23 protein-coding genes are annotated in these 25,850 nt (G+C 64.5%); 11 read left to right on the top strand and 12 right to left on the bottom strand.

Annotated elements, in window-relative coordinates; all coding sequences use genetic code 11:
- Nucleotides 1–38: 38 nt before the first annotated feature.
- Nucleotides 39–188, bottom strand: coding sequence for a hypothetical protein (locus tag OKW38_RS16810; RefSeq protein WP_429335736.1), 150 nt, complete (start codon nt 186–188; stop codon nt 39–41).
- On the opposite strand from OKW38_RS16810, the gene OKW38_RS16805 reads away from it, so the two are divergent.
- Nucleotides 187–3,387: a sensor domain-containing protein gene (locus OKW38_RS16805; RefSeq protein ID WP_429335737.1), complete on the top strand. Its 3,201-nt coding sequence runs from the start codon at nt 187–189 to the stop codon at nt 3,385–3,387. The genes OKW38_RS16810 and OKW38_RS16805 overlap by 2 nt on opposite strands.
- A 61-nt stretch (nt 3,388–3,448) precedes the next feature.
- On the opposite strand, the gene OKW38_RS16800 is transcribed toward OKW38_RS16805, so the two are convergent.
- Both OKW38_RS16800 and OKW38_RS16795 read right to left on the bottom strand, forming a co-directional pair.
- Nucleotides 3,449–4,060 (bottom strand): glutathione S-transferase family protein, encoded by a 612-nt coding sequence (locus OKW38_RS16800; RefSeq protein ID WP_429362383.1) that lies wholly within the window; start codon nt 4,058–4,060, stop codon nt 3,449–3,451.
- A gap of 122 nt (nt 4,061–4,182) precedes the next feature.
- Entirely contained in the window at nt 4,183–4,578 is a 396-nt protein-coding gene (locus tag OKW38_RS16795) for an acyl-CoA thioesterase (RefSeq protein WP_429335739.1), read from the bottom strand.
- 206 nt (nt 4,579–4,784) lie between these two features.
- On the opposite strand from OKW38_RS16795, the gene OKW38_RS16790 reads away from it, so the two are divergent.
- Nucleotides 4,785–6,683, top strand: coding sequence for an ABCB family ABC transporter ATP-binding protein/permease (locus OKW38_RS16790; RefSeq protein WP_429362382.1), 1,899 nt, complete (start codon nt 4,785–4,787; stop codon nt 6,681–6,683).
- A 3-nt stretch (nt 6,684–6,686) separates the two neighbouring features.
- Here OKW38_RS16790 and murU read toward each other — a convergent pair whose 3' ends face one another.
- Nucleotides 6,687–7,400: an N-acetylmuramate alpha-1-phosphate uridylyltransferase MurU gene (gene murU / locus OKW38_RS16785; protein ID WP_429362380.1), complete on the bottom strand. Its 714-nt coding sequence runs from the start codon at nt 7,398–7,400 to the stop codon at nt 6,687–6,689.
- Between the two features lie 3 nt (nt 7,401–7,403).
- Nucleotides 7,404–8,471, bottom strand: coding sequence for an aminoglycoside phosphotransferase family protein (locus OKW38_RS16780; RefSeq protein WP_184062378.1), 1,068 nt, complete (start codon nt 8,469–8,471; stop codon nt 7,404–7,406).
- A gap of 224 nt (nt 8,472–8,695) precedes the next feature.
- Between OKW38_RS16780 and OKW38_RS16775 the strand changes: the two genes are divergently transcribed.
- From OKW38_RS16775 to rsmA, 4 genes are all read left to right on the top strand, one after another.
- Nucleotides 8,696–11,068, top strand: a complete 2,373-nt coding sequence (locus OKW38_RS16775; RefSeq protein ID WP_429362379.1) for an LPS-assembly protein LptD — start codon at nt 8,696–8,698, stop codon at nt 11,066–11,068.
- 65 nt (nt 11,069–11,133) lie between these two features.
- Nucleotides 11,134–12,498 (top strand): peptidylprolyl isomerase, encoded by a 1,365-nt coding sequence (locus OKW38_RS16770; RefSeq protein ID WP_429362377.1) that lies wholly within the window; start codon nt 11,134–11,136, stop codon nt 12,496–12,498.
- 13 nt (nt 12,499–12,511) lie between these two features.
- On the top strand, nt 12,512–13,522 hold the full coding sequence (gene pdxA / locus OKW38_RS16765) for a 4-hydroxythreonine-4-phosphate dehydrogenase PdxA (RefSeq protein WP_429362376.1): 1,011 nt from the start codon (nt 12,512–12,514) through the stop codon (nt 13,520–13,522).
- Nucleotides 13,523–13,630: 108 nt separating this feature from the next.
- Nucleotides 13,631–14,473 (top strand): 16S rRNA (adenine(1518)-N(6)/adenine(1519)-N(6))-dimethyltransferase RsmA, encoded by an 843-nt coding sequence (gene rsmA / locus OKW38_RS16760; protein WP_090803032.1) that lies wholly within the window; start codon nt 13,631–13,633, stop codon nt 14,471–14,473.
- Nucleotides 14,474–14,514: 41 nt separating this feature from the next.
- On the opposite strand, the gene OKW38_RS16755 is transcribed toward rsmA, so the two are convergent.
- Together OKW38_RS16755 and gloA are read right to left on the bottom strand one after the other, a co-directional pair.
- The gene (locus tag OKW38_RS16755) at nt 14,515–15,462 is read right to left on the bottom strand and encodes a DMT family transporter (RefSeq protein WP_429362374.1); all 948 of its coding nucleotides are present in this window, start codon (nt 15,460–15,462) and stop codon (nt 14,515–14,517) included.
- Nucleotides 15,463–15,679: 217 nt separating this feature from the next.
- Entirely contained in the window at nt 15,680–16,075 is a 396-nt protein-coding gene (gloA, locus tag OKW38_RS16750; RefSeq protein WP_429335745.1) for a lactoylglutathione lyase, read from the bottom strand.
- A 351-nt stretch (nt 16,076–16,426) separates the two neighbouring features.
- Here gloA and OKW38_RS16745 point away from each other — a divergent pair, with 351 nt between their 5' ends.
- The 5 genes from OKW38_RS16745 to OKW38_RS16725 all read left to right on the top strand — a co-directional run bounded on the left by OKW38_RS16745 (nt 16,427) and on the right by OKW38_RS16725 (nt 20,296).
- Nucleotides 16,427–17,263 carry a transporter substrate-binding domain-containing protein gene (locus OKW38_RS16745; RefSeq protein WP_184034601.1) on the top strand — a complete coding sequence of 279 codons (837 nt, stop codon included), beginning with the start codon at nt 16,427–16,429 and terminating at the stop codon, nt 17,261–17,263.
- A gap of 51 nt (nt 17,264–17,314) precedes the next feature.
- The gene (locus tag OKW38_RS16740) at nt 17,315–18,031 is read left to right on the top strand and encodes an amino acid ABC transporter permease (RefSeq protein ID WP_187618949.1); all 717 of its coding nucleotides are present in this window, start codon (nt 17,315–17,317) and stop codon (nt 18,029–18,031) included.
- Nucleotides 18,032–18,052: 21 nt separating this feature from the next.
- A complete protein-coding gene (locus OKW38_RS16735) occupies nt 18,053–18,697 on the top strand; it encodes an amino acid ABC transporter permease (protein WP_429356594.1) in 645 nt (214 codons plus the stop codon).
- Nucleotides 18,694–19,446, top strand: coding sequence for an amino acid ABC transporter ATP-binding protein (locus OKW38_RS16730; protein ID WP_429362371.1), 753 nt, complete (start codon nt 18,694–18,696; stop codon nt 19,444–19,446). Before OKW38_RS16735 ends, OKW38_RS16730 begins: the two co-directional genes overlap by 4 nt.
- 100 nt (nt 19,447–19,546) lie before the next feature.
- Nucleotides 19,547–20,296, top strand: a complete 750-nt coding sequence (locus OKW38_RS16725; RefSeq protein WP_184067183.1) for an IclR family transcriptional regulator — start codon at nt 19,547–19,549, stop codon at nt 20,294–20,296.
- A 9-nt stretch (nt 20,297–20,305) separates the two neighbouring features.
- Here OKW38_RS16725 and OKW38_RS16720 read toward each other — a convergent pair whose 3' ends face one another.
- From OKW38_RS16720 to glyQ, 5 genes are read right to left on the bottom strand one after another with little or no spacing between them, the layout of a single operon-like run.
- Nucleotides 20,306–21,199, bottom strand: coding sequence for a M48 family metallopeptidase (locus OKW38_RS16720; protein WP_090805591.1), 894 nt, complete (start codon nt 21,197–21,199; stop codon nt 20,306–20,308).
- 48 nt (nt 21,200–21,247) lie between these two features.
- Entirely contained in the window at nt 21,248–22,006 is a 759-nt protein-coding gene (locus OKW38_RS16715) for a lysophospholipid acyltransferase family protein (protein WP_090803045.1), read from the bottom strand.
- Between the two features lie 39 nt (nt 22,007–22,045).
- Nucleotides 22,046–22,600 carry a D-glycero-beta-D-manno-heptose 1,7-bisphosphate 7-phosphatase gene (gene gmhB, locus OKW38_RS16710; protein WP_429362370.1) on the bottom strand — a complete coding sequence of 185 codons (555 nt, stop codon included), beginning with the start codon at nt 22,598–22,600 and terminating at the stop codon, nt 22,046–22,048.
- 10 nt (nt 22,601–22,610) lie between these two features.
- Nucleotides 22,611–24,710: a glycine--tRNA ligase subunit beta gene (glyS, locus tag OKW38_RS16705; RefSeq protein WP_429362369.1), complete on the bottom strand. Its 2,100-nt coding sequence runs from the start codon at nt 24,708–24,710 to the stop codon at nt 22,611–22,613.
- Between the two features lie 15 nt (nt 24,711–24,725).
- Complete coding sequence (glyQ, locus tag OKW38_RS16700; protein WP_008921090.1) at nt 24,726–25,733, bottom strand: glycine--tRNA ligase subunit alpha; 1,008 nt, start codon at nt 25,731–25,733, stop codon at nt 24,726–24,728.
- Between the last annotated feature and the right edge of the window lie 117 nt (nt 25,734–25,850).

The raw sequence follows: 25,850 nt of genomic DNA, 5'->3' as shown, positions 1-25,850 counted from the left end.
CAGGCGCCCCCACCAACTCGCAGCCTTCCCCCAAATCATCAGATTTTTTTCACGCCGACCCTCAACCCGCTTCCGATCGCTGCCGATATCCAAAGGATGGCGCGTAAAAGACTTGCATCGATGCGGCCCGACGCACCGGCAGCGAGCGCGCTCTCCCGCCCTCGGAACGATTGACGTTCGGAATCCATGAATCCTTTTCTATCGAAGCGACTGCTGATCAATATTGTGGTCGTGGTCGTCGCGGTCGGTGCAAACGCGTTCGTCGCGTACACGCAGATTCGCGGGCAGCGCGACGCCGATGCGCGCCTCGCGCGCTCGACCAGCGTGCGCCAGAACCTCGATGCGTATCACGCCGCGCTCGATAACGCGCTCGCCGCTCTGCACCGCCTGAAAGAATCGGGCAAGCCGGTGCCGCCCGACGCGGCCGCTTCGATGACGAACACACTCGCGAGCCGCGAGCAATCACTGCGCGAGGAGCTCGCGAGCGAGCCGTACATGTCGGGGGCGCTTGCCAGCCTGAGCGCGGCGCGGCACGCGTTGCAGCACGATCTCGAGGACACGCTGCGCAACCATGCGAGTGACCTGCCCGGAGCGGCAAGCGCGGCGTCGGGGGCGGCGTCGGGCGTGGCGCACGCGGCATCGACCGAAGCACCGGGGGCGGCCCCCCTCGACGCGCCATTCGAGGCATCCCTCGACCCTGCGCCGTCGAACTCGCATCTTGCCCCCGCGCTAGAGCGTGTCGAAGCCGCGCTCGCCACGTTGCGCAGCGAGGAAAACCGCTCGTTGCAGACCTCGCTCGCGGCATCGGCGAGCGACAGCGAGCGCGCGATGTTCGTGCTGCTCGTGACGATGCTCACCGGCAGCGTGCTGCTGTTCCTCACGTTCGGCGTGCGCGAGAACAGCGCGCGCGAAAAACTGCGCAGCGCCCGCGCGCTGGTGCGCAACGACGAGCGTTTTCGCAGCCTGTTCGACGATCACACCGTGCCGATGTACATCTTCGATCGCGACACGCTGTGCTTTCTCGCCGTCAACAAGGCCGCGATCCAGCAATACGGCTACACGGAAGACGAGTTTCTCGGCATGACGATCCGCGCGATCCGCCCGAACTCGGAAATCGGCCGCCTGGAGACGCACCTGCAGCGTAGCGCCGACCTCCGCCAGAGCCACACGATGGCGGGCATCTGGCGGCATCGGCGCAAGGACGGCTCGATCCTCAGCGTCAACGTGTCCTATCACGCACTGAACTTCATGGGCCGCGACGCCTCGTTCGTGCTGGCGGACGACGTGACCGACCAGATCAACGCCGAAGCCGAAGCGCAGCGTTCGAATCAGATGCTCGAAGCGGTGATCGACAACATTCCGCAGCGCATCTTCTGGAAGGACCTGAACTCGCGCTATCTCGGCTGCAACATGGCGTTCGCGCGCGATGCGGGGCTCGCGTATCCCGAACAGGTGGTCGGCAAGAGCGACGCCGACCTGGCGTGGCGCGCGTTCGCCGACCTGTTGACCGAGCACGATCGCGAAGTCGTGAGCACCGGCGTGCCCAAGATGAACTTCGAGGTCGACTTCGTGATCGACGGCTTGCACCGCACGACGGTCACGAGCAAGCTGCCGTTCACTGACGGCGGCGGTCAGGTGATCGGCGTGCTCGGCTCGTACACCGACATCACCGAGCGCAAGCGCGCCGATCTCGCGCTGCGTCTGCAAAGCCGGGCGCTCGACGCGAGCGTCAACGCGATCCTGATCACCGCGCCGTCGCCGTCGGGCAATCTGATCGAATACGTGAATCCGGCGTTCATGCGCATCACCGGCTACGATCCCGCCGAGGTGATCGGCCACGACTGCCGCGTGCTGCAACGCGACGACCGTGACCAGGAAGGCGTCGCGTTGATCCGCGAGGCGCTCGCGGCGAATCGCGAGGTCAGCGCGGTGGTGCGCAACTATCGCAAGGACGGCGCGCTGTTCTGGAATCAGCTGTTCATCGCGCCGGTGCCGAACGCGGAAGGCGTGATCACCCATCATATCGGCGTCATCAACGACGTGACCGAGCTGATCCGCTATCAGGAGCAGCTCGAATACCAGGCCAACTACGACGGCCTTACGCGGCTGCCGAACCGCAACCTGCTGCGCGACCGGCTCGAACATGCGCTCGTCGTCGCGCAGCGGCATCATTCGGGCGTCGCGGTCGTGTTCCTCGATCTCGACGGCTTCAAGAACGTCAACGACAGCCTCGGCCATAGCGTCGGCGACCGGCTGCTCGGGGTGGTCGCCGAACGGCTCGCGCGCTGCTCGCGCACCAGCGACACGGTTGCGCGTCACGGCGGCGACGAGTTCGTGATCGTGATGACCGACACCGTCGACGAGCAATCGCTGATCACGTGGATGGAGCGCGTGCGCGCGTCGATCGCCGAGCCGGTGTGGCTCGACGGCACCGAGCTGTACGTCGGCTGCAGCATGGGCGCGAGCCTGTTCCCGCAGGACGGCGAGGATGCCGAAACGCTGATGAAGAAGGCCGACGTCGCGATGTATCGCGCGAAGGACATGGGGCGCAACACGTTCCAGTTCTATCAGCCGGAGATGAACGCGAGCGCGGGCGCGCGCCTGAATCTCGAACGACGCCTGCGCCGCGCGCTGCGCGACAACGAGTTCCTGCTGCACTATCAGCCGCAGGTCGATATCGGCAGCGGACAGATCGTCGGCATCGAGGCGCTAGTGCGCTGGCACGATCCCGAGGTCGGGCTCGTGCTGCCGTCGTCGTTCATTCCGCTCGCCGAGGAAAGCGGGCTGATCGGGCCGCTGTCGGAGTGGGTGCTGCGCGAGGCGTGCCGGCAGAACAAGGCGTGGCAGGATCAGGGCTTGCCGCCGGCGCGCGTGTCGGTGAATCTGTCGGCGCGGGTGTTCCAGCAGCGTGACATCGCGAAGCTCGTGATGCAGGTGCTCGACGAGACCGGACTCGAACCGAAGTACCTCGAACTCGAGCTGACCGAAAGCACGATCATGCGCAACGCGGAAGAAGCAGTGTCGATGCTCAACGAACTGCACGCGCTCGGCATCGGTCTCGCGATCGACGACTTCGGCACCGGCTATTCGAGCCTCAGCTATCTGAAGCGCTTCCCGGTGGACCGCTTGAAGATCGACCGCTCGTTCGTGTCGGATATCGGCGTATCGGGCGACGATGAGACGATCACGTCGGCGATCATCGCGCTCGCCCATTCGCTGAAGTTGCAGGTGATCGCCGAGGGCGTGGAAACGTCGGCGCAACTCGACTTCCTGAAGGCACGCGCGTGCGACGAAATGCAGGGCTTCTATTTCGCGAAGCCGCTATCGACGGAAGCGATTTCCGAACTGCTGCACGGCGGGTTGGTGCCGGAGCTGGAGCCGGCGTGAGGGGAGCGTGACGCGGCGACGGGTGTCGCCGCGTGTCGCCGCGTGCCGCGTCCAACGCTGCTCACTGAGCCGGCGTGTCCTTGAACACCGGCAGGCTTTCCGCGAACGCGGAAAACTTCTCGAGCCGCGGATGATCGGCCTTGCTGACCGCCTCCGGCAGCATCATGTGCGTGAACTGCCAAGCTACGGCGACGGCCACGTCCGCCGCGCTGAACTGCTGCTGCGTGTCGGGCAGCGGCCCTTCGCCCACCTCGCGTTCGAGTTCGGCATAGGCGGCGAGCAGTTGCGCGCGCACGCGTTCGACCCACGGTTCATGCTGCTTCTCCTGAGGCCGCAGATTGCGCTCGTAGACGATCTGCACGCTCTTTTCGCACGCGGCGAGCGCGAGGCCCGTCAGACGCGCGGCGCGCAACGCCGCGTCGGCTTGCGTCGGGAACAGCGGGGTGGGGCCGACGAGCGTTGCCAGATACTGCAGGATCACCGTCGAGTCCATCAGGATCGCGCCGTTGTCGGCGACGAGCGTCGGCGCCTTGACGACCGGGTTGATCTTCGCGAACTGGTCGTAGGTGCGGAAAACCGAAATCGACTCGTGTTCGAAGTCGAGCGCGAGCAGCTTCATGCAGATGGCGACGCGCCGCACGTAGGGCGAGTCGAGCATACCGATCAGTTTCATCTCGTTTCCATGAGAAGAGCGACTATGGGGCGTCCCGGGCCTCGTGCGCTGATCGGCTGGAACGGCTAGCGGTGGCGCGGCGCGTGACGCGTGGAATCGCTAGCTTAAGCATCCTCGCCGGCTCAGTCCAGCGCGGGCAGCACGCGCGGACGGCGGTCGCTGTCGGTGGCGACGTAGGTGAGGATCGCTTCCGTGACCTTGACGACTTCCTGCGAGAGCCTCAACCGCTGCGCGTAGACCTCGACCGACACTGTCACCGACGTATTGCCGGTCTTCACGATATCCGCGTAAAAGCTCAGCAGATCGCCGACGAACACCGGTTGCTTGAACAGGAAAGAATTAACCGCGATCGTCGCGACCCGCCCATTCGCGCGACGGCTTGCCGGAATCGAGCCGGCGATGTCGACCTGCGCCATGATCCAGCCGCCGAACACGTCGCCATGAATGTTCGCGTCCGACGGCTGCGGCATGACGCGCAGCGCGCACGGCTTGGACGGAAGTTGAAGAAGATCGGTCATCGGGACATCCTTGGGAAACGTGTTCGAGTGTATTGACGCGCATTGACGCAATGGCTGGGCCAGTTCGACAGTAGGCCATGCAAAGCGCCGCCAGTCGGCTTCTGCGACAATAGAAAGATCAGGAATTGTACGGGAAAGCACCCAGCGAAGCGCGCGAGCCGCGCGCCGCTGCGAACTCCGGCAGCTCCACACTCTCCCCACGATTTATGCGCCGCGCTCCTTCGTCCGAACCCTCGCCGATTTCCACCGCACCCCGCAACGACTGGCAAACGATCCTGTCGCTGCTGCCATACCTTGCCACCTACAAATGGCGAGTCGGCTTCGCGCTCAGCTGCCTGATCGGCGCGAAGGTCGCGAACCTCGGCGTGCCGATCGTGATGAAGCGCATCGTCGACAGTCTCGCGTCGGTCCGGCATCTGACCGCGCTCGGCCGCGCGCAGGACGCGCCCGGCATCGTGCTGCTCGGCGGCGTCGGCTTGCTGGTGGTCGCGTATGCGGTGGCGCGGCTGTCCACTTCGTTTTTCACCGAGCTGCGCGAAATCCTGTTTTCGAAAGTCACGGAAAGCGCGGTGCGCCAACTCGCGCTGAAAGTATTCCGCCATCTGCACGGACTGTCGCTGCGCTTTCATCTGGAGCGGCAGACGGGCGGCATGTCGCGCGATATCGAACGCGGCACGCGCGGCATCACGCAGATGATTTCCTATTCGCTGTACAGCATCCTGCCGACCCTCGTCGAAGTCGGTCTCGTGCTCGGCTTTTTCGTCGTCAAATACGAGGCCTATTACGCGATCGTCACGTTCGTCGCGCTCGCGGTGTACATCGCGTTCACGGTGAAGGTCACCGAGTGGCGCACGCACTTTCGCCGCACGATGAACGAGCTCGATTCGAAGGCGAATTCGCGCGCGATCGACTCGCTGCTCAACTACGAGACCGTCAAGTACTTCGGCAACGAGGAGTGGGAAGCGAGCCGCTACGACGAGAACCTGAAGCGCTATCGCGCGGCGGCGATCAAGTCGCAGCGTTCGCTGTCGGCGCTGAACTTCGGGCAGCAGGCGATCATCGGCACGGGGCTCGTGTTCATCCTGTGGCGCGCGACCCAGGGCGTGATGGCCGGGCGTCTGACGCTCGGCGACCTGGTGCTGATCAACACGTTCATGCTGCAGCTGTATATTCCGTTGAATTTTCTCGGCGTGGTCTATCGCGAGCTGAAGCAGAGCCTGACCGACATGGACCGCATGTTCTCGCTGCTCGGCGCACCGCGGGAAGTACCCGACGCGCCCAATGCGGTGGCTTTGCAAGTGAGCGGCGCGCAGGTGCGCTTCGACGACGTGAGCTTCGCGTACGAGCCTTCGCGGCAGATTCTGCACGGCGTGAGCTTCACGATCGCGGCCGGCACGACGACGGCGGTGGTCGGCCACAGCGGCTCGGGCAAGTCGACGCTCGCGCGGCTGCTGTTCCGCTTCTACGATCTCGACCGCGCGACGGGCGGCGCGATCCGCATCGACGGGCAGGATATTCGCGACGTCACGCAGGATTCGCTGCGCGCGTCGATCGGCATCGTGCCGCAGGACACGGTGCTGTTCAACGACTCGATCTACTACAACATCGCGTACGGTCGGCCGTCGGCGACGCGCGACGAAGTGATCGCGGCGGCGCGCGCCGCGCATATCCACGAGTTCATCGAGAGTCTGCCGAAGGGCTACGACACGCCGGTCGGCGAGCGCGGGCTCAAGCTGTCCGGCGGCGAAAAGCAGCGCGTCGCGATCGCGCGGACCATACTCAAGAATCCGCCGATCCTGTTGTTCGACGAAGCGACGTCCGCGCTCGATTCACGCTCCGAGCGCGCGATCCAGCATGAGCTCGACCTGATCGCGCGCGAACGCACGACGCTGATCATCGCGCACCGGCTGTCGACGGTCGTGCACGCGCAGCAGATCATCGTGATGGACAAAGGGCGCATCGTCGAGCGCGGCACGCACGCGGAGCTGTTGCGCGCGAACGGTTTGTTCGCGCAGATGTGGGCGCTGCAGCAGCGCGCCGCGCACACCACGGATGCGGTGGAAAGAGCGGAAGCAGTCGGGGCAGGTGAGAGCCCGGCGAAGTAAAGCTCAGCGCGCGCGCAGCAGCCGATCGAGCGCTTCCAGCTGCACCTGGGTGCCGATGTTCTCCCACGAGCCTTCGTACAGCTCGCCGCTCGCGAGCCCACGCGCGATGGTCGCGCGGTAATACGGGCTTAGCGCGCGCCGCGTGCCGCGCGGCAGATCGCGGAACATGCGCGTGTCGTACAGACCGAAACTGCCGAACGTGAGGCGCGGCGGCGCGTCGAGCGACAGCACGCCATCGACGAGACCAAAGTCGCCGTTCGGGTGAAACGCCGGGTTCGGCACCATCACCAGATGCATGCCGGGCTCGGGCAGCGCCTTCAGCCGGCCGGCGTGCGCGTGCAGCGCGGCGTAGTCGTACTCGGTGTACACGTCTCCGGCCACCGCGACGAACACCTGATCCGCGCCCTCGTCGGTCAGTAGCGGCAGCGCCTGCGCGATGCCGCCCGCGGTCTCCAGCGCCTCGTGCTCGGGCGAATAGCGCAGCTCGACCTGCCAGCGCGAACCGTCGCCGAGCGCGGCTTCGAGCTGCGCGCCGAGCCACGCATGATTGATCACGATGCTACGGATGCCGGCCCGCGCGAGCCGTTCGATCTGCCATACGATCAGCGGCTTGCCGCCCACTTCGAGCAAGGGCTTCGGGCACGCGTCGGTCAACGGACGCATGCGCTCGCCGCGGCCCGCGGCGAAAATCATCGCTTTCTTTACGGACATCGTCATCGGTCAGAAGGTGTAGCCGATTTCCTGCGCGCGGCCGTCGAGGTCGTCGAGCAGTTTCGCGAACCCGCGCAGCGGCGCGTAACGCTCCGCCACCTTGCGCGCATAGCCGATGAAGCGCGGCAGGTCGTTCATGTAATGCGCCTTGCCGTCGCGGTAGTTGATGCGGCAGAACAGGCCGAGCACCTTGATGTGCCGCTGCAGCCCCATCCATTCGAGCTGGCGGTAGAACTCGCCGAAATCGGCATCGACCGGCAGGCCGGCTTTTTTGGCGCGCTCCCAGTAGTACGCGAAGCAGTCGAGCTCGAACTCCTCGTCCCAACTGAGGAACGCGTCGCGCAGCAGCGACACGACGTCGTACGTGATCGGCCCGTACACCGCGTCCTGGAAGTCGAGCACGCCTGGGTTCGGCTCGGCGATCATCAGATTGCGCGGCATGAAATCGCGCAGCATGAAGCTTTGCGGCTGCGCGCGCGCGCTCGCGATCAGCAGCGCGAACGTGCGATCGAGCAGCGCGCGCGTGGCGGCATCGACCTCGCGGCCAAGGTGCCGGCCGATGAACCACTCGGGCATCAGCTCCATCTCGCGGTGCAGGAACGCTTCGTCGAACGGCGGCAGCACGTCTTCGCGCGAGCTGAGCTGCCAGCGGATCAGCGCGTCGAGCGCGTCGCGCATCAGCGCGCGAGCCGCGCGCGTGTCGCCCGCGGCCTGCGCGTCGGTCAGCGCGCCCAGATACGACGCGGTGCCGAGATCGGTGACGAGCATGAAGCCCGCGTCGAAGTCGACCTCGAGCACGCGCGGCACGTGCACGCCGGCGGCGGCGAGCAATTGCGCGATCTGTGCGAATTCGCGGCATTTTTCGGGCGGCGGCGCGTCGACGGCGATCAGCGTGGCCGCGCCGTTGCCTTGCGCCGCCTTACCGGCGAGCCGGAAATAACGGCGGAAACTGGCGTCGGACGAGGCCGGAACGAGGGTGTCGGGCTCGAGCGCATGGCGCGCCGCGTGGCCTTGCAGCCAGGCCTTGAGCAGGGAGAGACGGGTGTCGGTGAAATCTTGGGTGGAAGGCAGCGTCATGAAAAGCGGCGGCAAATTCTTGGGGACAACGTCTTGCCATATAATACCCCACGACTTTTTTGACGCGACTCACACGCCAGCTTTCGCGTGCTCCGTTTCACCGCCCGCCTTATCACTCGGCAAATTGGGAATCCAGACGTGCAGCCGACTCTAACGGTCGCGGTGTGCAGGCGGTGGATCGTGACGACGAAAGCTTGCGCACGGGTCGACTCGCCAAACGATACATGCCGCCCAGACAGCTTTCCGATACCACTCCTTCCTGTGCAGTAGTGCCGCGCAAAAGGCGGCTCGTCGCGGCGCTGATCGCCGTTCCGGGCCTGATGCCCGCGCTTGCGCACGCCCAACTGGTGGGGGAAGCTGCGCAACCGCAGGCGGTCTACCCGCCGTGGGGCATGCAGCTTGCGCCGCAGCTCGAGGATCATCCGTTGCAAACGGGCCAGCGGCCGGCCACCTTCGTGCTCGGCGACCACGCGAGCGGCACGATCGACCAGGATCTGGCCGCCAAGGGCTCGGCGGAAGTGCGGCACAACACGTCCGTGATCAAGGCCGACGCTCTGCACTACGATCAGGACACGGACATGGCCGATGCGTACGGCAATGTCCACGTGATCAATACCGGCAATACCTTCATCGGACCCGAAGCGCATCTGCGCGTCGATTCGACCGAAGGCTTCATGACCGCGCCGAAGTACCACTTCACGCTGACGGGCGGCTCGGGCAGCGCGCAGCGCGTCGACCTGCTCGACGCCGAGCGCTCCGTGTTCACGCAGGGCACCTACACGGCGTGCGCGTGCACGGACAATCCGGCCTGGTACATCAAGGGCAGCGAATTCGATTTCGACACCGGCGCCGACGAAGGCGTCGCCTACAACAGCGTGCTGTTCTTCCAGGGCGTGCCGGTGTTCGCGTCGCCGTGGCTGTCGTTCCCGCTGTCGGGCGATCGGCGCAGCGGCCTGTTGCCGCCCACGTTCTCGCTGAGCTCGACGAACGGTTTCGAGCTGTCGGTGCCGTATTACTTCAACATCGCGCCGAATCGCGATCTGACGGTCACGCCGCGTCTGATCTCGAAGCGCGGTGTGCAGTTGCAGAGCACGTTCCGCTATCTGTCGCCGACGTATTCCGGGTCGATCACCGGTGAATTTCTGCCCGACGATCGCCTGACGAAGACCAACCGCTACGCGCTGTACATCCAGCACAACCAGAATTTCGGTAACGGCTTCGGCGGCTACATCTATTACAACAAGGTTTCGGACAACACCTATCCGGAAGACCTGTCGTCGTCGGTCAACCAGTTCATGAACGGCACCCAGCTCCTGTATCAGCAGGAAGCCGGGTTGACCTACAACAACGGACCGTGGTCCGTGCTCGCGCGCGAGCAGCACTGGCAGACGCTGGAGCCGTCGGTCGCGCCGTACGGCCGCCAGCCGCAGTTGAACGTCAAGTACGCGAAGTACAACATCGGCGGCTTCGATTTCGGCGCCGAAGCCGACTACACGAACTTCCGCATCACCACCGCGGATCTGAGCGAAGGCCAGCGGGTGCTGTTCAACCCGTACCTGTCGTATTCGGTGGTGGGGCCGGGCTACTTCGTCACGCCGAAGGTGCAGTGGCACTTTGCGTCGTACAACCTGAACAACATCGGCACCGATCTGGCGAACGTGCCGGGGGCGCAGAAGAATTTCACCGAGTCGATTCCGACCTTCACGTTCGACACGGGACTGACGTTCGAGCGCTCGGTGCGCATTTTCGGCGCGGACTATATCCAGACGCTGGAGCCGCGCCTGTACTACGTGTACACGCCGTACCGCAATCAGAACAACGCGCCGCTGTTCGATACCGCCGAATCCGACTTCGGTCTCGCGGAAATCTTCACGCCGAATACGTTCGTCGGTAACGACCGGATCGCCGATGCGAACCGCCTGACCGCCGGTCTCACCACGCGCTTCATCAACCCGTCCACCGGCGACGAGCGCGCGCGCTTCGTGATCGCGCAGCAGTATTACTTCCGGGATCAGCGCGTTACGCTGACGCCGACCCAGACCAGTACCCAGGCCACGCACTCGGACCTGATCGCGGGAGCGTCGATCAAGCTGGGCGCCGGTTTCGCTTCGGAAACGGCGTTCCAATATAATGCGGACAATAACCAGCTCACGAAGACGAGTGTCGGCTTCGGGTTCAGTCCGGCGAGCGGCAAGGTCGTCAACGTCGCGTACCGCTACACGCGCGCCAACACCACGCTCGACAACCAGCCGATCAATCAGGTGCTGATTTCGGGCCAATGGCCGCTGACGCACCGGATGTACGGTGTCGGCCGGTTCAACTACGATCTGGGTGGCCACCGTGTCGTCGACGGCCTAGTCGGCCTGCAATACGACGCGGACTGCTGGACGCTCGGCGCCGGCATCCAGCGCTACGCGAACGGCCTGAACTCGTCGGGACAGAATCAGTCGAGCACACGGTTTCTGGCGCAGTTGACGTTCAAGGGCTTGTCGAGCGTCGACAACGGGCTGATGACCGCGTTCCGCAGCAGTGTGGCCGGCTACATGCCATTGCCGCCACCGCCACCGCCGGAGTCGCGGTTCACCAACTACGAATGACGCTCGCCCGGTCATTCACGGCTTGCGAAAAGACGGGCGAAGCGCCCGACATCATTGGAGTATCTGTGGCAATCATGAAACAGCTTCGCTTGGCAATACTCGCGGCGGGTCTCGTCGCCGCGGCGTCCTTCCTTCCAGTCGCGTCGGTACAGGCGCAGGCATTGGCCGGCAATAGCGGCGAGACGGTGGACACCATCGCCGCAGTGGTCAACAACGGTGTCATCACGCAGCGCGAGCTCGACGAGCGGGTCGGTCTGATCGCGCACCGGCTGAACCAGCAGAACGCTCCGGTGCCGCCGACGGACCAGTTGCGCCAGCAGGTGCTCACGCAGATGGTGCTCGAGCGCATCCAGCTGCAGAAGGCCAAGGAAGACGGCATCACCATCGACGACGCGGCCGTGCAGCGCACGCTCGAGCGTCTCGCGCAGGCGAACAACATGTCGCTCGCCATGTACCGCGCACGCATCGAGGCGCAAGGCGTGCCCTGGACCACTTTCACGAGCGACGCGCGCACGGAGCTGACGCTGTCGCGTCTGCGCGAGAAGGAAGTGGATAGCAAGATCACGGTGACGGACGCCGAGGTCGCGAACTACATCGCCAGCCAGCGCGGTCCGGGCGCCGGCCAGACGAACGACCTGCACATGCAGCACATTTTCGTGAAGGCGCCGCTCAGCGCCTCGGAGACCGACATCGAGGCGGCGCAGAAGAAGGCCGCGGCGCTGCTCGCCGAAGCGAAGGGCGGCGCGAATTTCGAAAAGCTCGCGAAAGCCAATTCGCAGGCGCCGGACGCGTCGAAGAACGGCGGCGATCTCGGCTTCCTCGCGCCGTCGAAGCTGCCGCCCGAGTTCGTGAAGGCCGCGTCGGCACTGCGTCCGGGCGAGATCAATCCGGATCTGATCCGCACCAACGACGGCTTCGAGATCGTGCGTCTGGTCGAGCGCCGTGCCGGCCAGGGCACCAGCGCGGACGCGCCGAAGCTCGTGCAGACGCACGTGCGCCATATTCTGCTGCGCGTCGGCGACGGTCAGTCCGAACCGCAGGCACGCCAGAAGCTGCTCGACATCCGCAACCAGATCGCCGCCGGCGGCGACTTCGCGAAGTTCGCGCGCACCTACTCGCAGGACGGCTCGGCGTCGCAAGGCGGTGACCTCGGCTGGGTCAGCCCGGGCGAGACGGTGCCCGAGTTCGAGCGCGCAATGAACTCGCTGCAGGACGGTCAGATCAGCGAACCGGTGCGCAGCGAATACGGCTACCACCTGATTCAGGTGCTCGGCCGCCGCGATGCGCAAGGCTCGATTGCGCAGCAGATGGATCTCGCGCGGCAGGCCATCGGCCAGCGCAAGGCGGAACAGGCGTATGCCGACTGGCTGCGCGAGCTGCGCGATACCGCGTACGTCGAAGTGAAGCCGGCCACGGCGAACGTGCAATAACAGAGTCAATGCGATGACGAGCGCTGCCCAGCCCACCCACCGCCCGCTGCAGATCGCGATCACGACCGGCGAGCCCGCCGGCGTCGGTCCCGAGCTGACCGCGCAGGCGCTGGCCGGCGCGGCGGCGCACTGGCCTCAGGCGCAGTTCACCGTGCTCGGTGATGCGCAACTGCTCGCTGAGCGCGCGCGCGCGGTCGGCGTCGATTGGGCGGCGCTGCTCGCGCCAGGCCCGCGCGTGCGGCTCGAACATCACTCGCTTGGCGCACCAGCGCAGGCTGGCAAGCTCGACGCCGCGAACGGCCGCTATGTGCTCGATCTGCTCGATGCGGCGATCGACGGCGCGGTGGCCGGCAGGTTCGACGCGATCGTCACCGCGCCGCTGCAAAAAAGCACGATCAACGACGCCGATGTGCCGTTTACCGGCCACACCGAATATCTGGCCGAGCGCACCCATACGCCGCGCGTCGTGATGATGCTTGCGGGCACCGGCAAGCGGCCGCTGCGCGTCGCGCTTGCGACCACGCATCTGCCGTTGAAGGACGTGTCGGCGGCTTTGACGATCGAAAGCCTCGTCGCGACGTTGCGCATCATCGATCACGACCTGCGTCACCACTTCGGCTTGCCCGCGCCGCGCATCCTCGTGACGGGGCTCAATCCGCACGCTGGCGAAAACGGCTATCTGGGCCGCGAGGAAATCGACGTGATCACGCCGGCGTTGCGGCAGGTGAACGGCGAGGGCGTCGACGCGCGCGGTCCGTATCCGGCCGACACGCTGTTCCAGCCGCGTTATCTCGACGAAGCCGACTGCGTGCTCGCGATGTTCCATGACCAGGGCCTGCCGGTGCTGAAATTCGCGACGTTCGGCGAAGGGATCAACGTGACGCTCGGCCTGCCGATCATCCGCACGTCGGTCGATCACGGCACCGCGCTCGATCTGGCCGGCACCGGCCGCGCCGACGCGGGTAGCCTGATGGCCGCGATCGACACGGCGGTGTCGATGGCGCAGCATCGTCGCGCGGGCTGAGGCGCGGGTAGCGTGGGCGGTCGCGGTGCTCGTGACGCGCCGCGTGGCGTCGTGTTTCCACCGTGACGTCTTTCATTCTCAAGCAGTTTTCTTTCTAGCGTTTCTCCGATGTCCACCAGCAGACAGCAAGGCCGGCACCAGGGCCATCTCGCGCGCAAGCGTTTCGGTCAGAACTTCCTGGTCGACATGGGCGTGATCGATTCGATCGTCGACGTGATCCGGCCGCAGCGCGGCGAGCGCATGGTCGAGATCGGGCCGGGCCTCGGCGCGCTGACCGAGCCGCTGATCGAGCGGCTCGCGACGCCCGACACGCCGCTGCACGCGGTCGAACTCGACCGCGATCTGATCGGCCGTCTGAAGACGAAGTTCGGCAACCTGCTCGAACTGCACGCGGGCGACGCGCTCGAGTTCGACTTCGGCTCGCTCGCGGCACCGGGCGACAAGGCGTCGCTGCGCATCGTCGGCAATCTGCCGTACAACATTTCGAGCCCGCTGCTGTTTCATCTGGCGACGTTCGCGGAGCGCGTGATCGATCAGCACTTCATGCTGCAGAACGAGGTGGTCGAGCGGATGGTGGCGGAGCCGGGCACGAAGGCGTTCAGTCGCCTGTCGGTGATGCTGCAGTACCGCTACGTGATCGACAAGCAGCTCGACGTGCCGCCCGAGTCGTTCCAGCCGCCGCCGAAGGTCGATTCGGCGATCGTGCGGATGATTCCGTACGAGCGGCACGAACTGCCGGTGGTCGACGAAAGCGTGCTCGGCGGGGTGGTGACGGCGGCGTTCTCGCAGCGTCGCAAGATGTTGCGCAACACGCTTGCCGCGCTGCGCGACACCGTCGATTTCGACGCGCTCGGCTTCGATCTGCAACGCCGCGCGGAGGACGTGCCGGTCGCCGAATACGTGAGTGTGGCGCAGGCGGTGGCGGCGCGCTCGGCCGCTGCGGCGGAATAGACTCGACGCTCGACGGCGGAGGGTGCCGTCGTCGAGCCCGCTTACCGTTTCGCCGGCGCGTTGACGAGCGCGATGCCGGTCAGCACCAGCAGCGCGGCGATCAGAAAGCGCGTGCTGAACGACTCGCCGAGCAGCAGCACGCCGAAGGTGACGCCGAACAGCGGCGTCAGAAACGAAAACACCGACAGCCTCGACGCGATGTAACGCGTCAACAGCCAGAACCACAACAGATAGCTGACGAACGCGACGATCACGGCTTGATACGCGAGGCTCGCGAGCGCGAGCGGCGTCACGCTTTCCACGCGCACCTCGCCGAGCCCCAGCGCCAGCGCGAGCAGCACCACCGCCGACACAGTCAGCTGATAGAACAGCGTCTTGCTCGCGCTCGTCCGCGCGAGCCGCGAGCCGCGCACGATCACCGTGGTCGCGGCCCACGCGATGCCGCCGAGCACGCCGAGCGCATCGCCGGCCGCGCCCGCGAGCGTCGAGCCGTAGGCCGCGCTTGCAGCCGTGCCCGCGTCCGTGTGCAGGAAGCCGTCCGCGAACGCGAGCGCCATCCCCGCGAACGCGACGACAATGCCGAGCCACTGGATGCGCCGCATGCGTTCGCCATCGACGAACCAGTGCAGGCCGAGTGCCGTGAAACACGGCGCCGTGTACAGAAAGACCGCCATGCGCGACGCGCTCGTCAGCGTCAGGCCGAGAAAGATGCAGACGAACTCGGCCGCGAACAGCACGCCCGCAAGCAGGCCCGCGCCGAGCGTGCCGTCATCGCGAAAGAGCGGCGTGCCGCGCGAGCGTGCCCATGCCCACACGAGCAGCGCCGCGATCGTCGAGCGCAGTCCCGCCTGAAAGACCGGCGGCACCGCCGCATTGGTGGTCTTGATCGCGACTTGCTGCAGCCCCCAGATTGCGCACAGGCCGATCATCAACAGGATCGCGAAGCTATCCGGGGCGCGGCGCGCGGGCAGGGCGGTGGTCGTGCTCATGGCGGTGTGGTGAAGAGGTGGGGAGTGCACGGCGAGCCGGTCGGTCCGGTGCGCGGCGAAAACGCCGAGCGTCAGTAGTCGGCGTTTTTTGATGGCGTCGGCACGAGGCAAGATTGCGGGCGAATTCGCCCGGCGTCAATTCGCCGGGTGCAACGTGAAGCCGGGCTGTGTTTTCATCGTTCTGGCTGACAGCGCGACTCGTGCTCGCCACCGGACGTCAGTCGACTCGCCTCTTCTTCTGTATCAGCTCGATCTTGTACCCGTCCGGATCGGCGACGAAGGCGATGACAGTCGTGCCGTGTTTCATGGGCCCAGCTTCGCGTGTAACGACACCGCCGCGTTTCTTCACTTCTTCGCATGCCGCATAGGCGTCGTCGACTTCGAGGGCGATGTGACCGTAGCCGGTTCCGAGGTCGTACTTGCTCGTGTCCCAGTTGTACGTCAGTTCGATCGCCGCGCCTTCGGATTCGTCCTCGTAACCGACGAATGCGAGGGTGAACTTCCCGTCCGGGTAGTCGTTCTTTCGAAGCAGGCGCATTCCTAGAACTTCGGTGTAGAACCGGATCGATGCGTCCAGATCACCGACTCGAAGCATGGTATGCAAGATTCGCATGAGGACTCCTTTGATAGTTTGTCGATAAATGCGTCGACCTGCGGCAATTGTAAATGATTGCCGTATAGCTTGAGCCCGCAGCCGCGCCGCCCGCCCGGCCCACTGCGGACTCGATGCGCATCGTGGAATTCGATCGGATCTATTTGAACAAAAAAGTATGGGCAATAAGGGTTTGTGTGCGGTTGCCGGTTTGATATTAGTGTCCAACACTCAGCATCAATCCGGTTCGTCAGATAGCAGTCTGATATATCGGACAATCGATGCGTGACCCGGCGATTCGTTGAGCGTGCAGACAGGCGCTGAAGCCGATTCGTCCGCTCCGGACCACTCTTCTCCGCTTAGGACCCTGCCATGAAGCTTGCCAAACGAGGCGCCCAAGCCGCCTTTCTGTTCGCTGTTGCCGGATTGCTCGCCATCACCGGCTGCACCAAGGTTGCCACGCCAGGGCAGAGCGCAGCGGCATCCCCCTCGACGCTTCAGGCCGTGCTGCAGCGAGGCACGCTGCGCGTCGGCGACTGCCTGACGTTCGCGCCGTTCGGGTTCTATAACAAGGACGGCCAACCAGACGGCTATGACGTGGACCTCGCGAAGGAACTCGCGAAGCAGATGGGCGTGAAGCTCGAGGTCGTGAATACGACGAGCGCGAACCGGATTCCGAATCTGCAGACCAGCAAAGTGGATGTCGTGTTCTGCAACTTCACGCGTAATCTGGAGCGCGCGAAGGTAATCGAATTCACGACCCCCTACGTGGTTGCCAGCGAAGCACTGCTGGTCAGAAAAAATAGTGGCGTTCAGTCGATCAAGGACATGGGCGGTCGCACGATTGCGACGGTCAAGGGCTCGACCAATGGCGACGAAGTGCGCTCGCTGAATATCCCGATCAAGATCCAGGAATACGACAGCTCGCAGGCCGCGATTCTTGCTGTCAAGCAGGGGCAGGCCGACGCGATGATCGAGGACAACAACTTTCTCGCGTATCAGGCCAAGCTCGATCCTGAACTTGCCGTCACGAACGAAGCGCTGGTCCCGCTCGAATACAACGCGTTCGGTGTCAAGGCCGGCGATCAGGAATGGCTCAACTACCTGAATCTGTTCCTCTTCAACGTCAATGCGTCGAAGCTCAACGCGCAGCTCTACAACAAGTGGTTCGGCACCGATCCGCGCTACCCGCTCAATCCGCAGTTTTGAGGAGCGGGAGATGCCGATATCTATTGAAACCCGAACGATGCGGAGGGTGAGATGAGTTACGAGTGGCTCACTCTGTGGGGCTACGTGCCCGAGTTTTTGAGCGCGAGCTGGCTGACGTTGCAAGTGACCGTGCTGGCATTCGTACTGGCGCTAGTCCTCGGCTTGTTGACCGCGCTTGCCAGCGTTTCTGCGCTCGCGCCATTTCGGTTGATTGCTCGCGGCTACGTCGAAATCATCCGCAACACGCCTGTTCTCCTGCAGATTTTCATCGTTTTCTTCGGTCTGCCGTCGGCGGGTATTTCGCTCGACGCATACTGGGCGGGCGTCATTGCGCTCGGCGTCAACGTCGGTGCTTATCTGTCGGAAGTGTTCCGCGCCGGCATACAGTCGGTGCCGCGCGGCCAACTCGAGGCCGCCGGCATTCTCGGTCTCGAACGCGCGCAGATCTTCGTCGAGGTCGTGCTACCGCAGGCGACGCGCGCGGTCTATCCGGCCATCGTCAACTACCTGATCCAGTTGCTGCTCGGTACGTCGCTGCTGTCCGCCATTGCGTTGCCGGAGTTGACCGGCACTGCGACCGTGATCAACTCGCGGACGCTTCTCTACCTTCAGACGTTCAGCGTGACGCTCGTCGCGTATCTCGTGCTCAGTAACGTACTGTCCTGGCTTGCGGGCCAGCTCGGAGCGCGGATCTTTCATCCTCCCCTCGTCATGCCGGCGCGCACCGGTTTCAGGACCGGCTTTATGCGCCGGACGAAACGGGCCTGATTCCCGGATTGGAGTTGGATCATGTCAGTCGAATTGCTGAAAACCAGTTTCTCAATCCTGCTGCAGGGTCTGGTGACGACGCTGTTGCTTTCCATTGCGTCCATCGTGGGCAGCACGCTGATCGGCCTGTTCGCCGCCGTCTTGCGGTCGTTCGGACCGTGGGGCACAGCCCGCCTTGCCAGACTCTATACGGAGCTGTTTCGCGGCACGCCGGTACTCATCACGCTGATGTTCATCTATTTCGGCGTGTCGTACTTCGGTTACGCGATCGACGTCTTCGCAGCCGGCGTCATCGGCTTGAGCATCTATCAGGGCGCCTACATCGCCGAAATCTTCCGCTCAGGGATCGAGGCGGTACCCAAAGGTCAATGGGAGGTATCTCAGATCCTCGGCCTCACGCGGGCTCAGTCGTTCTCGTTCGTCGTGCTGCCTCAGACGGGAAAGATCGTGTTGCCGCCTCTCGTCGGTCAGTATCTGTCGCTCATCAAGGACACGTCGATCGTCAGCATGATCGGAATGTCCGAGTTGATGCATGGTGGCCAGGCCATCGTCGACCGGGTCGGAAAGCCCGTGGAAATCTACGGACTCGTCGCACTCATTTACTTCGCCGTGTGCTTCCCGCTCTCGCAATGGGTGCGCCACCATGACCGCAGGAGATTGTCGTGAGTAACCAAAGCCAAACCAGACCCATCATTTCACTGACGGGCGTCAGCAAAGCATTCGGTTCGACTCGGGTGTTGAACGAAATCAATCTCGAGGTTCGCTCGGGCGAAGTGCTGGTGCTCATTGGCGCGTCCGGCTCGGGTAAGAGCACGGTCTTGCGAATCATGGCGGGATTGGAGACCACCGATTCCGGCGAGGTCTGGGTCAACGATGTGCCCATGCATGATCCGCGCCGAGCGCGAGAGATTCGTGGCCATGTCGGCATGGTCTTCCAGCAGTTCAATCTGTTTCCTCACAAGACCGCGCTCGGCAATGTCACGCTCGCGCTTATCAAGGCACGCCGCATGAGTCCGGACGACGCGCGCAAGCGCGCCATGGACACACTCGAGCGTGTCGGGCTCGCGGACCGCGCGGCACACTATCCAAGCCAGTTGTCGGGCGGTCAGCAGCAACGCGTGGCAATTGCGCGAGCGCTCGCGGTCGAGCCCGGCATCATGTTCTTCGACGAGGCGACGTCCGCGCTGGATCCGGAGCTGGTCGGCGAGGTCACCGAGGTGATGCGTGGGCTCGCGCGCGACGGCATGACGATGGTCGTCGTCACGCATGAAATGGGCTTTGCCCGCAAGACCGCCGACCGCGTGGTCTTCATGGACAAGGGCGTCATCGCCGAGCAGGGCGATCCGGAACAGATCTTCGTCAATCCCGCGAACGAACGCACGCGGCAATTTCTGCACAGAGTCCTCGACCATTGACCTGTCGCGGCCTGAAAGTCGCTTTCGCGGGTCTGCCGCGCGATAAACTCACGTCGCTTGAAAGACAACCGGTCGGATGAACGCTTTACGGAGTGAACGCATGGCTGTAACCGAATCGTCTCGGGCGAGAGGCGTGGATCGCGTCATCGCGATGTTCCGGCAATTGCACGTCGCCCAACGCCCGCTGACCATGCGCGAATTAATCGAGGCGACCGGCGCGCCGCGTTCGAGCATTTACGAGCTGGTCGCGATTCTCGCGGAAGTGGGCTGGCTCGAGACGGCCGCGGATGGGAGCGTGTTCTTCGGGCGCGAGATGCACTACTACGGGTCCGACTATGCAACGCACAACGATCTGATTAGCCGCGCGCATCAATCCATTCTGGCATTGGTACGGAAGTACGACGAGACCACGCAGCTGTGCATGCTGGAAGGCAACAAGTACACGGTCGTGTTATCCGAGAACAGTGCCCGGCCATTCAACATCAGTTCGGACATCGGCGTGAGAGTGCCGATTCCGTGGACCGCCACGGGACGTCTGCTGCTAGGTCACCTGAATGCCGACGAGATTCGCGCGCTCATTCCGGCCGAAGATTTCATCCTCGACAACGGGGTGAATATCGAATTCGACGAATTCCTGAACGACGTGCAGGCCGCAAAAGAACGAGGCTACTGCTGCACCGAAGGACTCTCGAATGCGTTCAGGCTTTGTATGGCAGCGCCGATTCGCGACCGTGCGGGACTGCCGATTGCGGCGCTGTGTTTCATGACCGGTCGCGACACGAGCCCGGACAGGCGCGGCGTGATGCTCGACGATCTGTTGCAGTCCGCGAAAGCGCTCTCGCATAGATAGCGCCCGGCCTCAAAGCGTCGGCAACAGCTCCGGCGGATGCGACTTCAGTGTCTGCCGCGCCTCGCGAAATTCCGGAAAAATCGATTCGACCGTCTGCCAGAAGCGCGGACTGTGATTCATCTCGCGCAGATGCGACAGCTCATGCGCGACGACGTAGTCGATGATCGACAGCGGAAAGTGGATGAGCCGCCAGTTCAGGCGGATTTTGCCGTCGCTCGAACAACTGCCCCAGCGCGTCGCCGCCGAAGACAAGGCATACGCGCGATAGTTGACGCCCAGCTTCTGCGCGTAGATCGCCAGACGCTCGCCGAACAGCCGCTTCGCTTCTCCTTGCAGCCAGCCCTGCACGCGATCCTTGATCTGCTGCGGGTCGGCTTGCAACGGCAGCGGCAATTGCAGCGCGCCGTGCTCGGCGCTGAACGCGAGCATGCCTTGCGGCGCGCCGAGCGTCACGCGCACCGGCTGACCGAGGTAGGGCACTTCGGCGCCGTCTTGCCAGTCGATCTTCGGCAATGCACGCTGCTCGACGCGCGTTTGCCATTCGATCAGCTTCGTAAAAATCCAACGCTGTTTTTCGGTGATCGCGGTTTCGATATCGGCGAGCGTGACCCAGCGCGGCGCGGTGATCGTGAGGCCGGTGCTGTCGATCGCAAAGCCGATCGAGCGGCGCGCGGAACGCTTGAGCGCGTAATGCAGCGTGCGTGAACCGATGGCGAGACTGCGCAGCTTGCTGCCGTCCGGCGCGAGCGGCGCGACGGGCGGCCGGGCCGGTGCTGAGCCCAATGAACCCGGCGCGGAAGGTGAAGGAGACGACGACGTCGACCCCGGCTCGGCGAAGAGCGGGAGATCGAGCTGCCGGTTTTCGAGCGCCGCGGCGGGCTGCGGCGTAGGAGACTTCTGCATCGGCTTCGCTTCGCGCAATACGCCTTCGGAGTTCGAGGGCGTGGCGCGTCAGATGGGCGCGGCGGCGGAATCGTTAGCCGCCGCGCTGTAGGCAGTCGGATCGATGCGGCGCATCTCGGCTTCGATCCACTGCTCGACGCGCGTGTTCACTTCGTCGGGCGTGAGCCCCGTCGTGTCGATCGGCTTGCCAATCGACACCGTGACTATACCCGGATATTTAAGAAACGAGTTGCGCGGCCATACGCGGCCCGCGTTGTGCGCGATCGGCACGACGGGGGCACCGCTCGCGATCGCGAAGCGCGCGCCGCCGGTCTTGTACTTGCCCTGCTTGCCGGTCGGCGTGCGCGTGCCTTCCGGAAACATGATCACCCATGCGCCTTCGGCCATGCGGGCCTTGCCCTGGTTCGTGACCGATACGAACGCGTATTTGCCTTCCTTGCGGTTGATGTGAACCATCTTCAGCATGCCGAGCGCCCAGCCGAAGAACGGCACATACAAGAGCTCGCGCTTGAACACGTAGCACAGCGGGCGCGGCATGATCGCCGGAAACGCGAGCGTTTCCCACGCCGACTGGTGCTTCGACAGCAGCACGGCCGGGCCGTTGGGCAGATTCTCGAAACCTTCGATGCGGTAGCGGATGCCGTTCAGGTAGCGCACCGTCCACAGCGTCAGACGACACCAGCCGGCCGCCATCCAGTAGCGGTTTTCCGCGCGCAGGAACGGAAACGCGATGAAGCACGCGGTCGCGTACGGCACCGTGAACACAACGAAATAAATCAGCAGCAGCAGGGAACGGATAAAGCGCATCGGCGTGGTCGGTGGGGGGTGGGAGCGCGGTGCGCGCGTTTATTCCTGAGCGTCGGCGAGAAAGTCGAGCGCGAACGCGCGCAGGTCGTCGTGCACGATCGTGCCTTCGGGCAAGCCGCCCGCGGCGAGGGTCTTGCGGCCCTTGCCGGTCAGCACCAGATGCACCGGGTGACCGAGCGCAGCGCCCGCCTGCAGATCGCGCAGAGAATCGCCGACCGTCGGCGTATGCGCCGGATCGACCTCGAAACGCTCGGTGATCATCTTCAGCATGCCGGGCTTCGGCTTGCGGCATTCGCAGTGATCTTCCGCCGTGTGCGGGCAGAAGAACACCGCTTCGATGCGCGCGCCGACCGCTGCCGCCATCCGGTGCATCTTCAGATGCATCGCGTTCAACGCATCCATGTCGAACAGACCGCGGCCGATGCCCGACTGGTTCGTCGCGACTGCGACGCGATAGCCGGCGTGGTTCAGGCGTGCGATCGCTTCCAGCGAGCCGGGCAGCGCGACCCATTCGTCCGGCGACTTGATGAACGCGTCGGAGTCGGCGTTGATCACACCGTCGCGGTCGAGGATCACCACTTTCTTGATCGGCATGGCGCGGTGCTCAGGCGGCGAGTCGGGAAATATCGGCGACGCAGTTCATCTGCTGATGCAGCGCGCCGAGCAGAGCCAGACGGTTCGCGCGCAACGCGGGGTCTTCGGCGTTGACCATCACGTCGTTGAAGAACGTGTCCACCGGTTCGCGCAGCGCGGCCAGCGCCGTCAGCGCGCCGGTGTAGTCGCGCACGGCCAGTTGCGATTGCACGCGCGGCGTGACCTGTTCGAGCTGCGCGTTGAGCGCCTTCTCCGCTGCCTCGGTGAGCAAGCTGGGCTGCACGCTGCCGTTCGTCACGCCTTCCGACTTCTTCAGGATGTTCGAGATACGCTTGTTGGCCGCCGCGAGCGACGCCGCTTCGGCCAGTGACGCGAATTCGCGCACCGCGTCGAGGCGCGCGACGAGGTCGTCGAGCCGCGTCGGGTTCAGCGCGAGCACCGCGTCGATTTCGCCGGCCGCGTAGCCGCGTTCGCGCAGCAGGCCGCGCAGGCGGTCCATGCTGAACTCGTAGATCGCGTCGGTCGAATCGGCGACGTTCGGCACGCCGGCGAATTGCGCATAAGCGATGCGCAGCAGCTCGACGAAGTCGACGTTCAACTGTTTCTCGACCAGAATGCGCAGCACGCCGAGCGCATGGCGGCGCAGCGCGAACGGGTCTTTCTCGCCGGTGGGCTGCAGGCCGATGCCCCAGATGCCGACCAGCGTTTCGAGCTTGTCGGCGAGCGCGACGACGGTGCCGGTCGCGGTGGTGGGCAAGGCGTCGCCCGAGAAGCGCGGCTGGTAGTGTTCCGAGCATGCGAGCGCGACTTCTTCCGGCTCGCCGTCGTGGCGCGCGTAGTACGTGCCCATCGTGCCTTGCAGCTCGGGGAATTCGCCGACCATGTCGGTGATCAGGTCGGCTTTCGCGAGGCGCGCGGCGCGCGTCGCGAGCGCGACGTTGGCGCCGGTCAGTGCGGCGATCGCGCCGGCCAGCCCTTCGAGCCGCTCCACGCGTTGCAGCGCCGAGCCGAGCTTGTTGTGATAAACGACGTTCGCGAGCAGTGGCACGCGATCCGCGAGCGGCTTCTTCTTGTCTTGCGTGAAGAAGAACTTCGCATCGGCGAGACGCGGACGCACCACGCGCTCATTGCCTTCGACGATCTCGACCGGCGTCGCCGTCTCGATGTTCGACACGATCAGGAAGCGCGAGCGCAGCTTGCCGTTCGCATCGGTCAGCGCGAAGTACTTCTGGTTCGTCTGCATCGTCAGGATCAGGCATTCCTGCGGCACTTGCAGGAATTCGTCCTCGAAGCGGCACTCATAGACGACCGGCCATTCGACCAGCGACGTCACTTCGTCGAGCAGCGCTTCGGGCATCACGACCTTGTCGTCACCGGCTTGCGCGAGCAGTTGCGAGCGGATCGCTTCCTTGCGCTTCGCGAAGCTCGCGATCACGCGGCCTCTGTGTTCGAGCGTTTCGGCATACGACTGCGCGTGCTGGATCTGCACGAAGCCTTCGGACAGGAAGCGGTGGCCGAGCGTGGTGTCGTCGGCGTCGATGCCGAGCACGCTGACCGGCACGACCTCTTCGCCGTGCAGCGTGGTCAGTCGATGCACCGGGCGCACGAACTGCACGCTCGAACCGTCCGGGCGCTGATACGTCATCGGCTTTGCGATCGGCAGCTTCGCGAGCGTTTCGTCGAGCGCGCCTTGCAGGCCGTCGGCGAGCGTCGCGCCCGGCGCCGCGTAGCGCAGGAAGAACGCTTCGGCTTTACCGTCCTGGGCGCGTTCGAGATCGTTCACCGTGAAGTCGGGGAAGCCGAGCGCGGCGAGTTTCTTCGCGAGCGGCGCGGTGGGCTGGCCGTCTTTATCGAGCGCGACGGAAACCGGCAGCACTTTTTCGCGCACGTGTTTTTCCGGCGCGAGCGCGCGCACGTTGTGAATCGTCACCGCGAGACGACGCGGCGTGGCAAAGCGTTCGAACGACGGCTCGCCGTCGATCAGGTCGCGCGCCGCGAGGCGCTGCGCAATACCTTCGGCGAAGGCGTCGCCGAGACGGGCGAGCGCCTTCGGCGGCAGTTCTTCGGTCAGCAGCTCGACGAGCAGGGTAGCGTGTTGAGATTGAGTCATTGGTTGAAGTTCTCGTCAGTCCTGGTCGATCTTGCGTTCGACTTTCAGCGGCGGCGCCCACGCGGGCATCGCGGCTTCCTGCTCGTCGGTGGTGAGGCCGGGCACGCCGTGCACCGGATTGCCGAGCATCGGGAAGCCGAGCTTTTCGCGCGAGTCGTAGTAGGCCTGCGCGACCAGACGCGACAGCGCGCGAATCCGGCCGATGTACGCCGCGCGTTCCGTGACCGAAATCGCGCCGCGCGCGTCGAGCAGGTTGAACGTGTGGCCGGCCTTCAGCACGAGCTCATAGGCGGGCAGCGCGATCTGCGCATCGATCATGCGCTTCGCTTCCGCTTCGTAGCTGTTGAAGAAAGTGAACAGCAGATCGACGTTCGCGTGCTCGAAGTTGTAGGTGGACTGCTCGACCTCGTTCTGGTGATACACGTCGCCGTAGGTCAGGCGGCGCAGTTCGGGGCCGTTCGGGCCTTGTTCTTCCCACTCGGTCCAGACGAGGTCGTAGACGTTCTCGACCTTCTGCAGATACATCGCGAGGCGCTCGAGACCGTAGGTGATTTCGCCGAGCACCGGCTTGCAGTCTAGACCGCCGACCTGCTGGAAGTACGTGAACTGCGTCACTTCCATGCCGTTCAGCCACACTTCCCAGCCCAGCCCCCATGCGCCGAGCGTCGGGTTTTCCCAGTCGTCCTCGACGAAACGCACGTCGTTCTGCTTCAGGTCGAAGCCGAGCGCTTCGAGCGAGCCGAGGTACAGGTCGAGAATGTTTTCCGGCGCGGGCTTGAGCACCACCTGATACTGGTAGTAGTGCTGCAGACGGTTCGGGTTCTCGCCGTAGCGGCCATCTTTCGGGCGGCGCGACGGCTGCACGTAGGCGGCGCGCCACGGCTCGGGGCCGATCGCGCGCAGGAACGTATGGACGTGGGACGTGCCCGCGCCGACTTCCATGTCGATCGGCTGGAGCAACGCGCAGCCCTGCTTGTCCCAGTAGGACTGCAAGGTCAGGATGATTTGCTGAAACGTGAGCATGAAGTGCCTTTCGGGCATGGGGCCATGCCGCGCGCGCCTAAGCGCGCGAGGGGGTCGTGGAGCGAAGTGCTAAACCGGAGATTTTAACGGAAAGGAAGGGGGGCGGCCCGTTTTGCG

Origin of the sequence: Paraburkholderia sp. MM5496-R1 (genome assembly GCF_050436205.1) — a bacterium.
Taxonomy (GTDB): Bacteria; Pseudomonadota; Gammaproteobacteria; order Burkholderiales; family Burkholderiaceae; genus Paraburkholderia; species Paraburkholderia tuberum.
This window is presented reverse-complemented; position numbering and strand designations above follow the sequence as displayed.

Bases quoted from the DNA above. Each gene is read 5' to 3' on its own strand.
- OKW38_RS16805 (WP_429335737.1), top strand. From the start codon at position 187: ATGAATCCTTTTCTATCGAAGCGACTGCTGATCAATATTGTGGTCGTG.
- OKW38_RS16810 (WP_429335736.1), bottom strand. From the start codon at position 188: ATGGATTCCGAACGTCAATCGTTCCGAGGGCGGGAGAGCGCGCTCGCT.
- OKW38_RS16800 (WP_429362383.1), bottom strand. From the start codon at position 4,060: ATGAAACTGATCGGTATGCTCGACTCGCCCTACGTGCGGCGCGTCGCC.
- OKW38_RS16795 (WP_429335739.1), bottom strand. From the start codon at position 4,578: ATGACCGATCTTCTTCAACTTCCGTCCAAGCCGTGCGCGCTGCGCGTC.
- OKW38_RS16790 (WP_429362382.1), top strand. From the start codon at position 4,785: ATGCGCCGCGCTCCTTCGTCCGAACCCTCGCCGATTTCCACCGCACCC.
- murU (WP_429362380.1), bottom strand. From the start codon at position 7,400: ATGACGATGTCCGTAAAGAAAGCGATGATTTTCGCCGCGGGCCGCGGC.
- OKW38_RS16780 (WP_184062378.1), bottom strand. From the start codon at position 8,471: ATGACGCTGCCTTCCACCCAAGATTTCACCGACACCCGTCTCTCCCTG.
- OKW38_RS16775 (WP_429362379.1), top strand. From the start codon at position 8,696: ATGCCGCCCAGACAGCTTTCCGATACCACTCCTTCCTGTGCAGTAGTG.
- pdxA (WP_429362376.1), top strand. From the start codon at position 12,512: ATGACGAGCGCTGCCCAGCCCACCCACCGCCCGCTGCAGATCGCGATC.
- rsmA (WP_090803032.1), top strand. From the start codon at position 13,631: ATGTCCACCAGCAGACAGCAAGGCCGGCACCAGGGCCATCTCGCGCGC.
- OKW38_RS16755 (WP_429362374.1), bottom strand. From the start codon at position 15,462: ATGAGCACGACCACCGCCCTGCCCGCGCGCCGCGCCCCGGATAGCTTC.
- gloA (WP_429335745.1), bottom strand. From the start codon at position 16,075: ATGCGAATCTTGCATACCATGCTTCGAGTCGGTGATCTGGACGCATCG.
- OKW38_RS16745 (WP_184034601.1), top strand. From the start codon at position 16,427: ATGAAGCTTGCCAAACGAGGCGCCCAAGCCGCCTTTCTGTTCGCTGTT.
- OKW38_RS16740 (WP_187618949.1), top strand. From the start codon at position 17,315: ATGAGTTACGAGTGGCTCACTCTGTGGGGCTACGTGCCCGAGTTTTTG.
- OKW38_RS16735 (WP_429356594.1), top strand. From the start codon at position 18,053: ATGTCAGTCGAATTGCTGAAAACCAGTTTCTCAATCCTGCTGCAGGGT.
- OKW38_RS16725 (WP_184067183.1), top strand. From the start codon at position 19,547: ATGGCTGTAACCGAATCGTCTCGGGCGAGAGGCGTGGATCGCGTCATC.
- OKW38_RS16720 (WP_090805591.1), bottom strand. From the start codon at position 21,199: ATGCAGAAGTCTCCTACGCCGCAGCCCGCCGCGGCGCTCGAAAACCGG.
- OKW38_RS16715 (WP_090803045.1), bottom strand. From the start codon at position 22,006: ATGCGCTTTATCCGTTCCCTGCTGCTGCTGATTTATTTCGTTGTGTTC.
- gmhB (WP_429362370.1), bottom strand. From the start codon at position 22,600: ATGCCGATCAAGAAAGTGGTGATCCTCGACCGCGACGGTGTGATCAAC.
- glyS (WP_429362369.1), bottom strand. From the start codon at position 24,710: ATGACTCAATCTCAACACGCTACCCTGCTCGTCGAGCTGCTGACCGAA.
- glyQ (WP_008921090.1), bottom strand. From the start codon at position 25,733: ATGCTCACGTTTCAGCAAATCATCCTGACCTTGCAGTCCTACTGGGAC.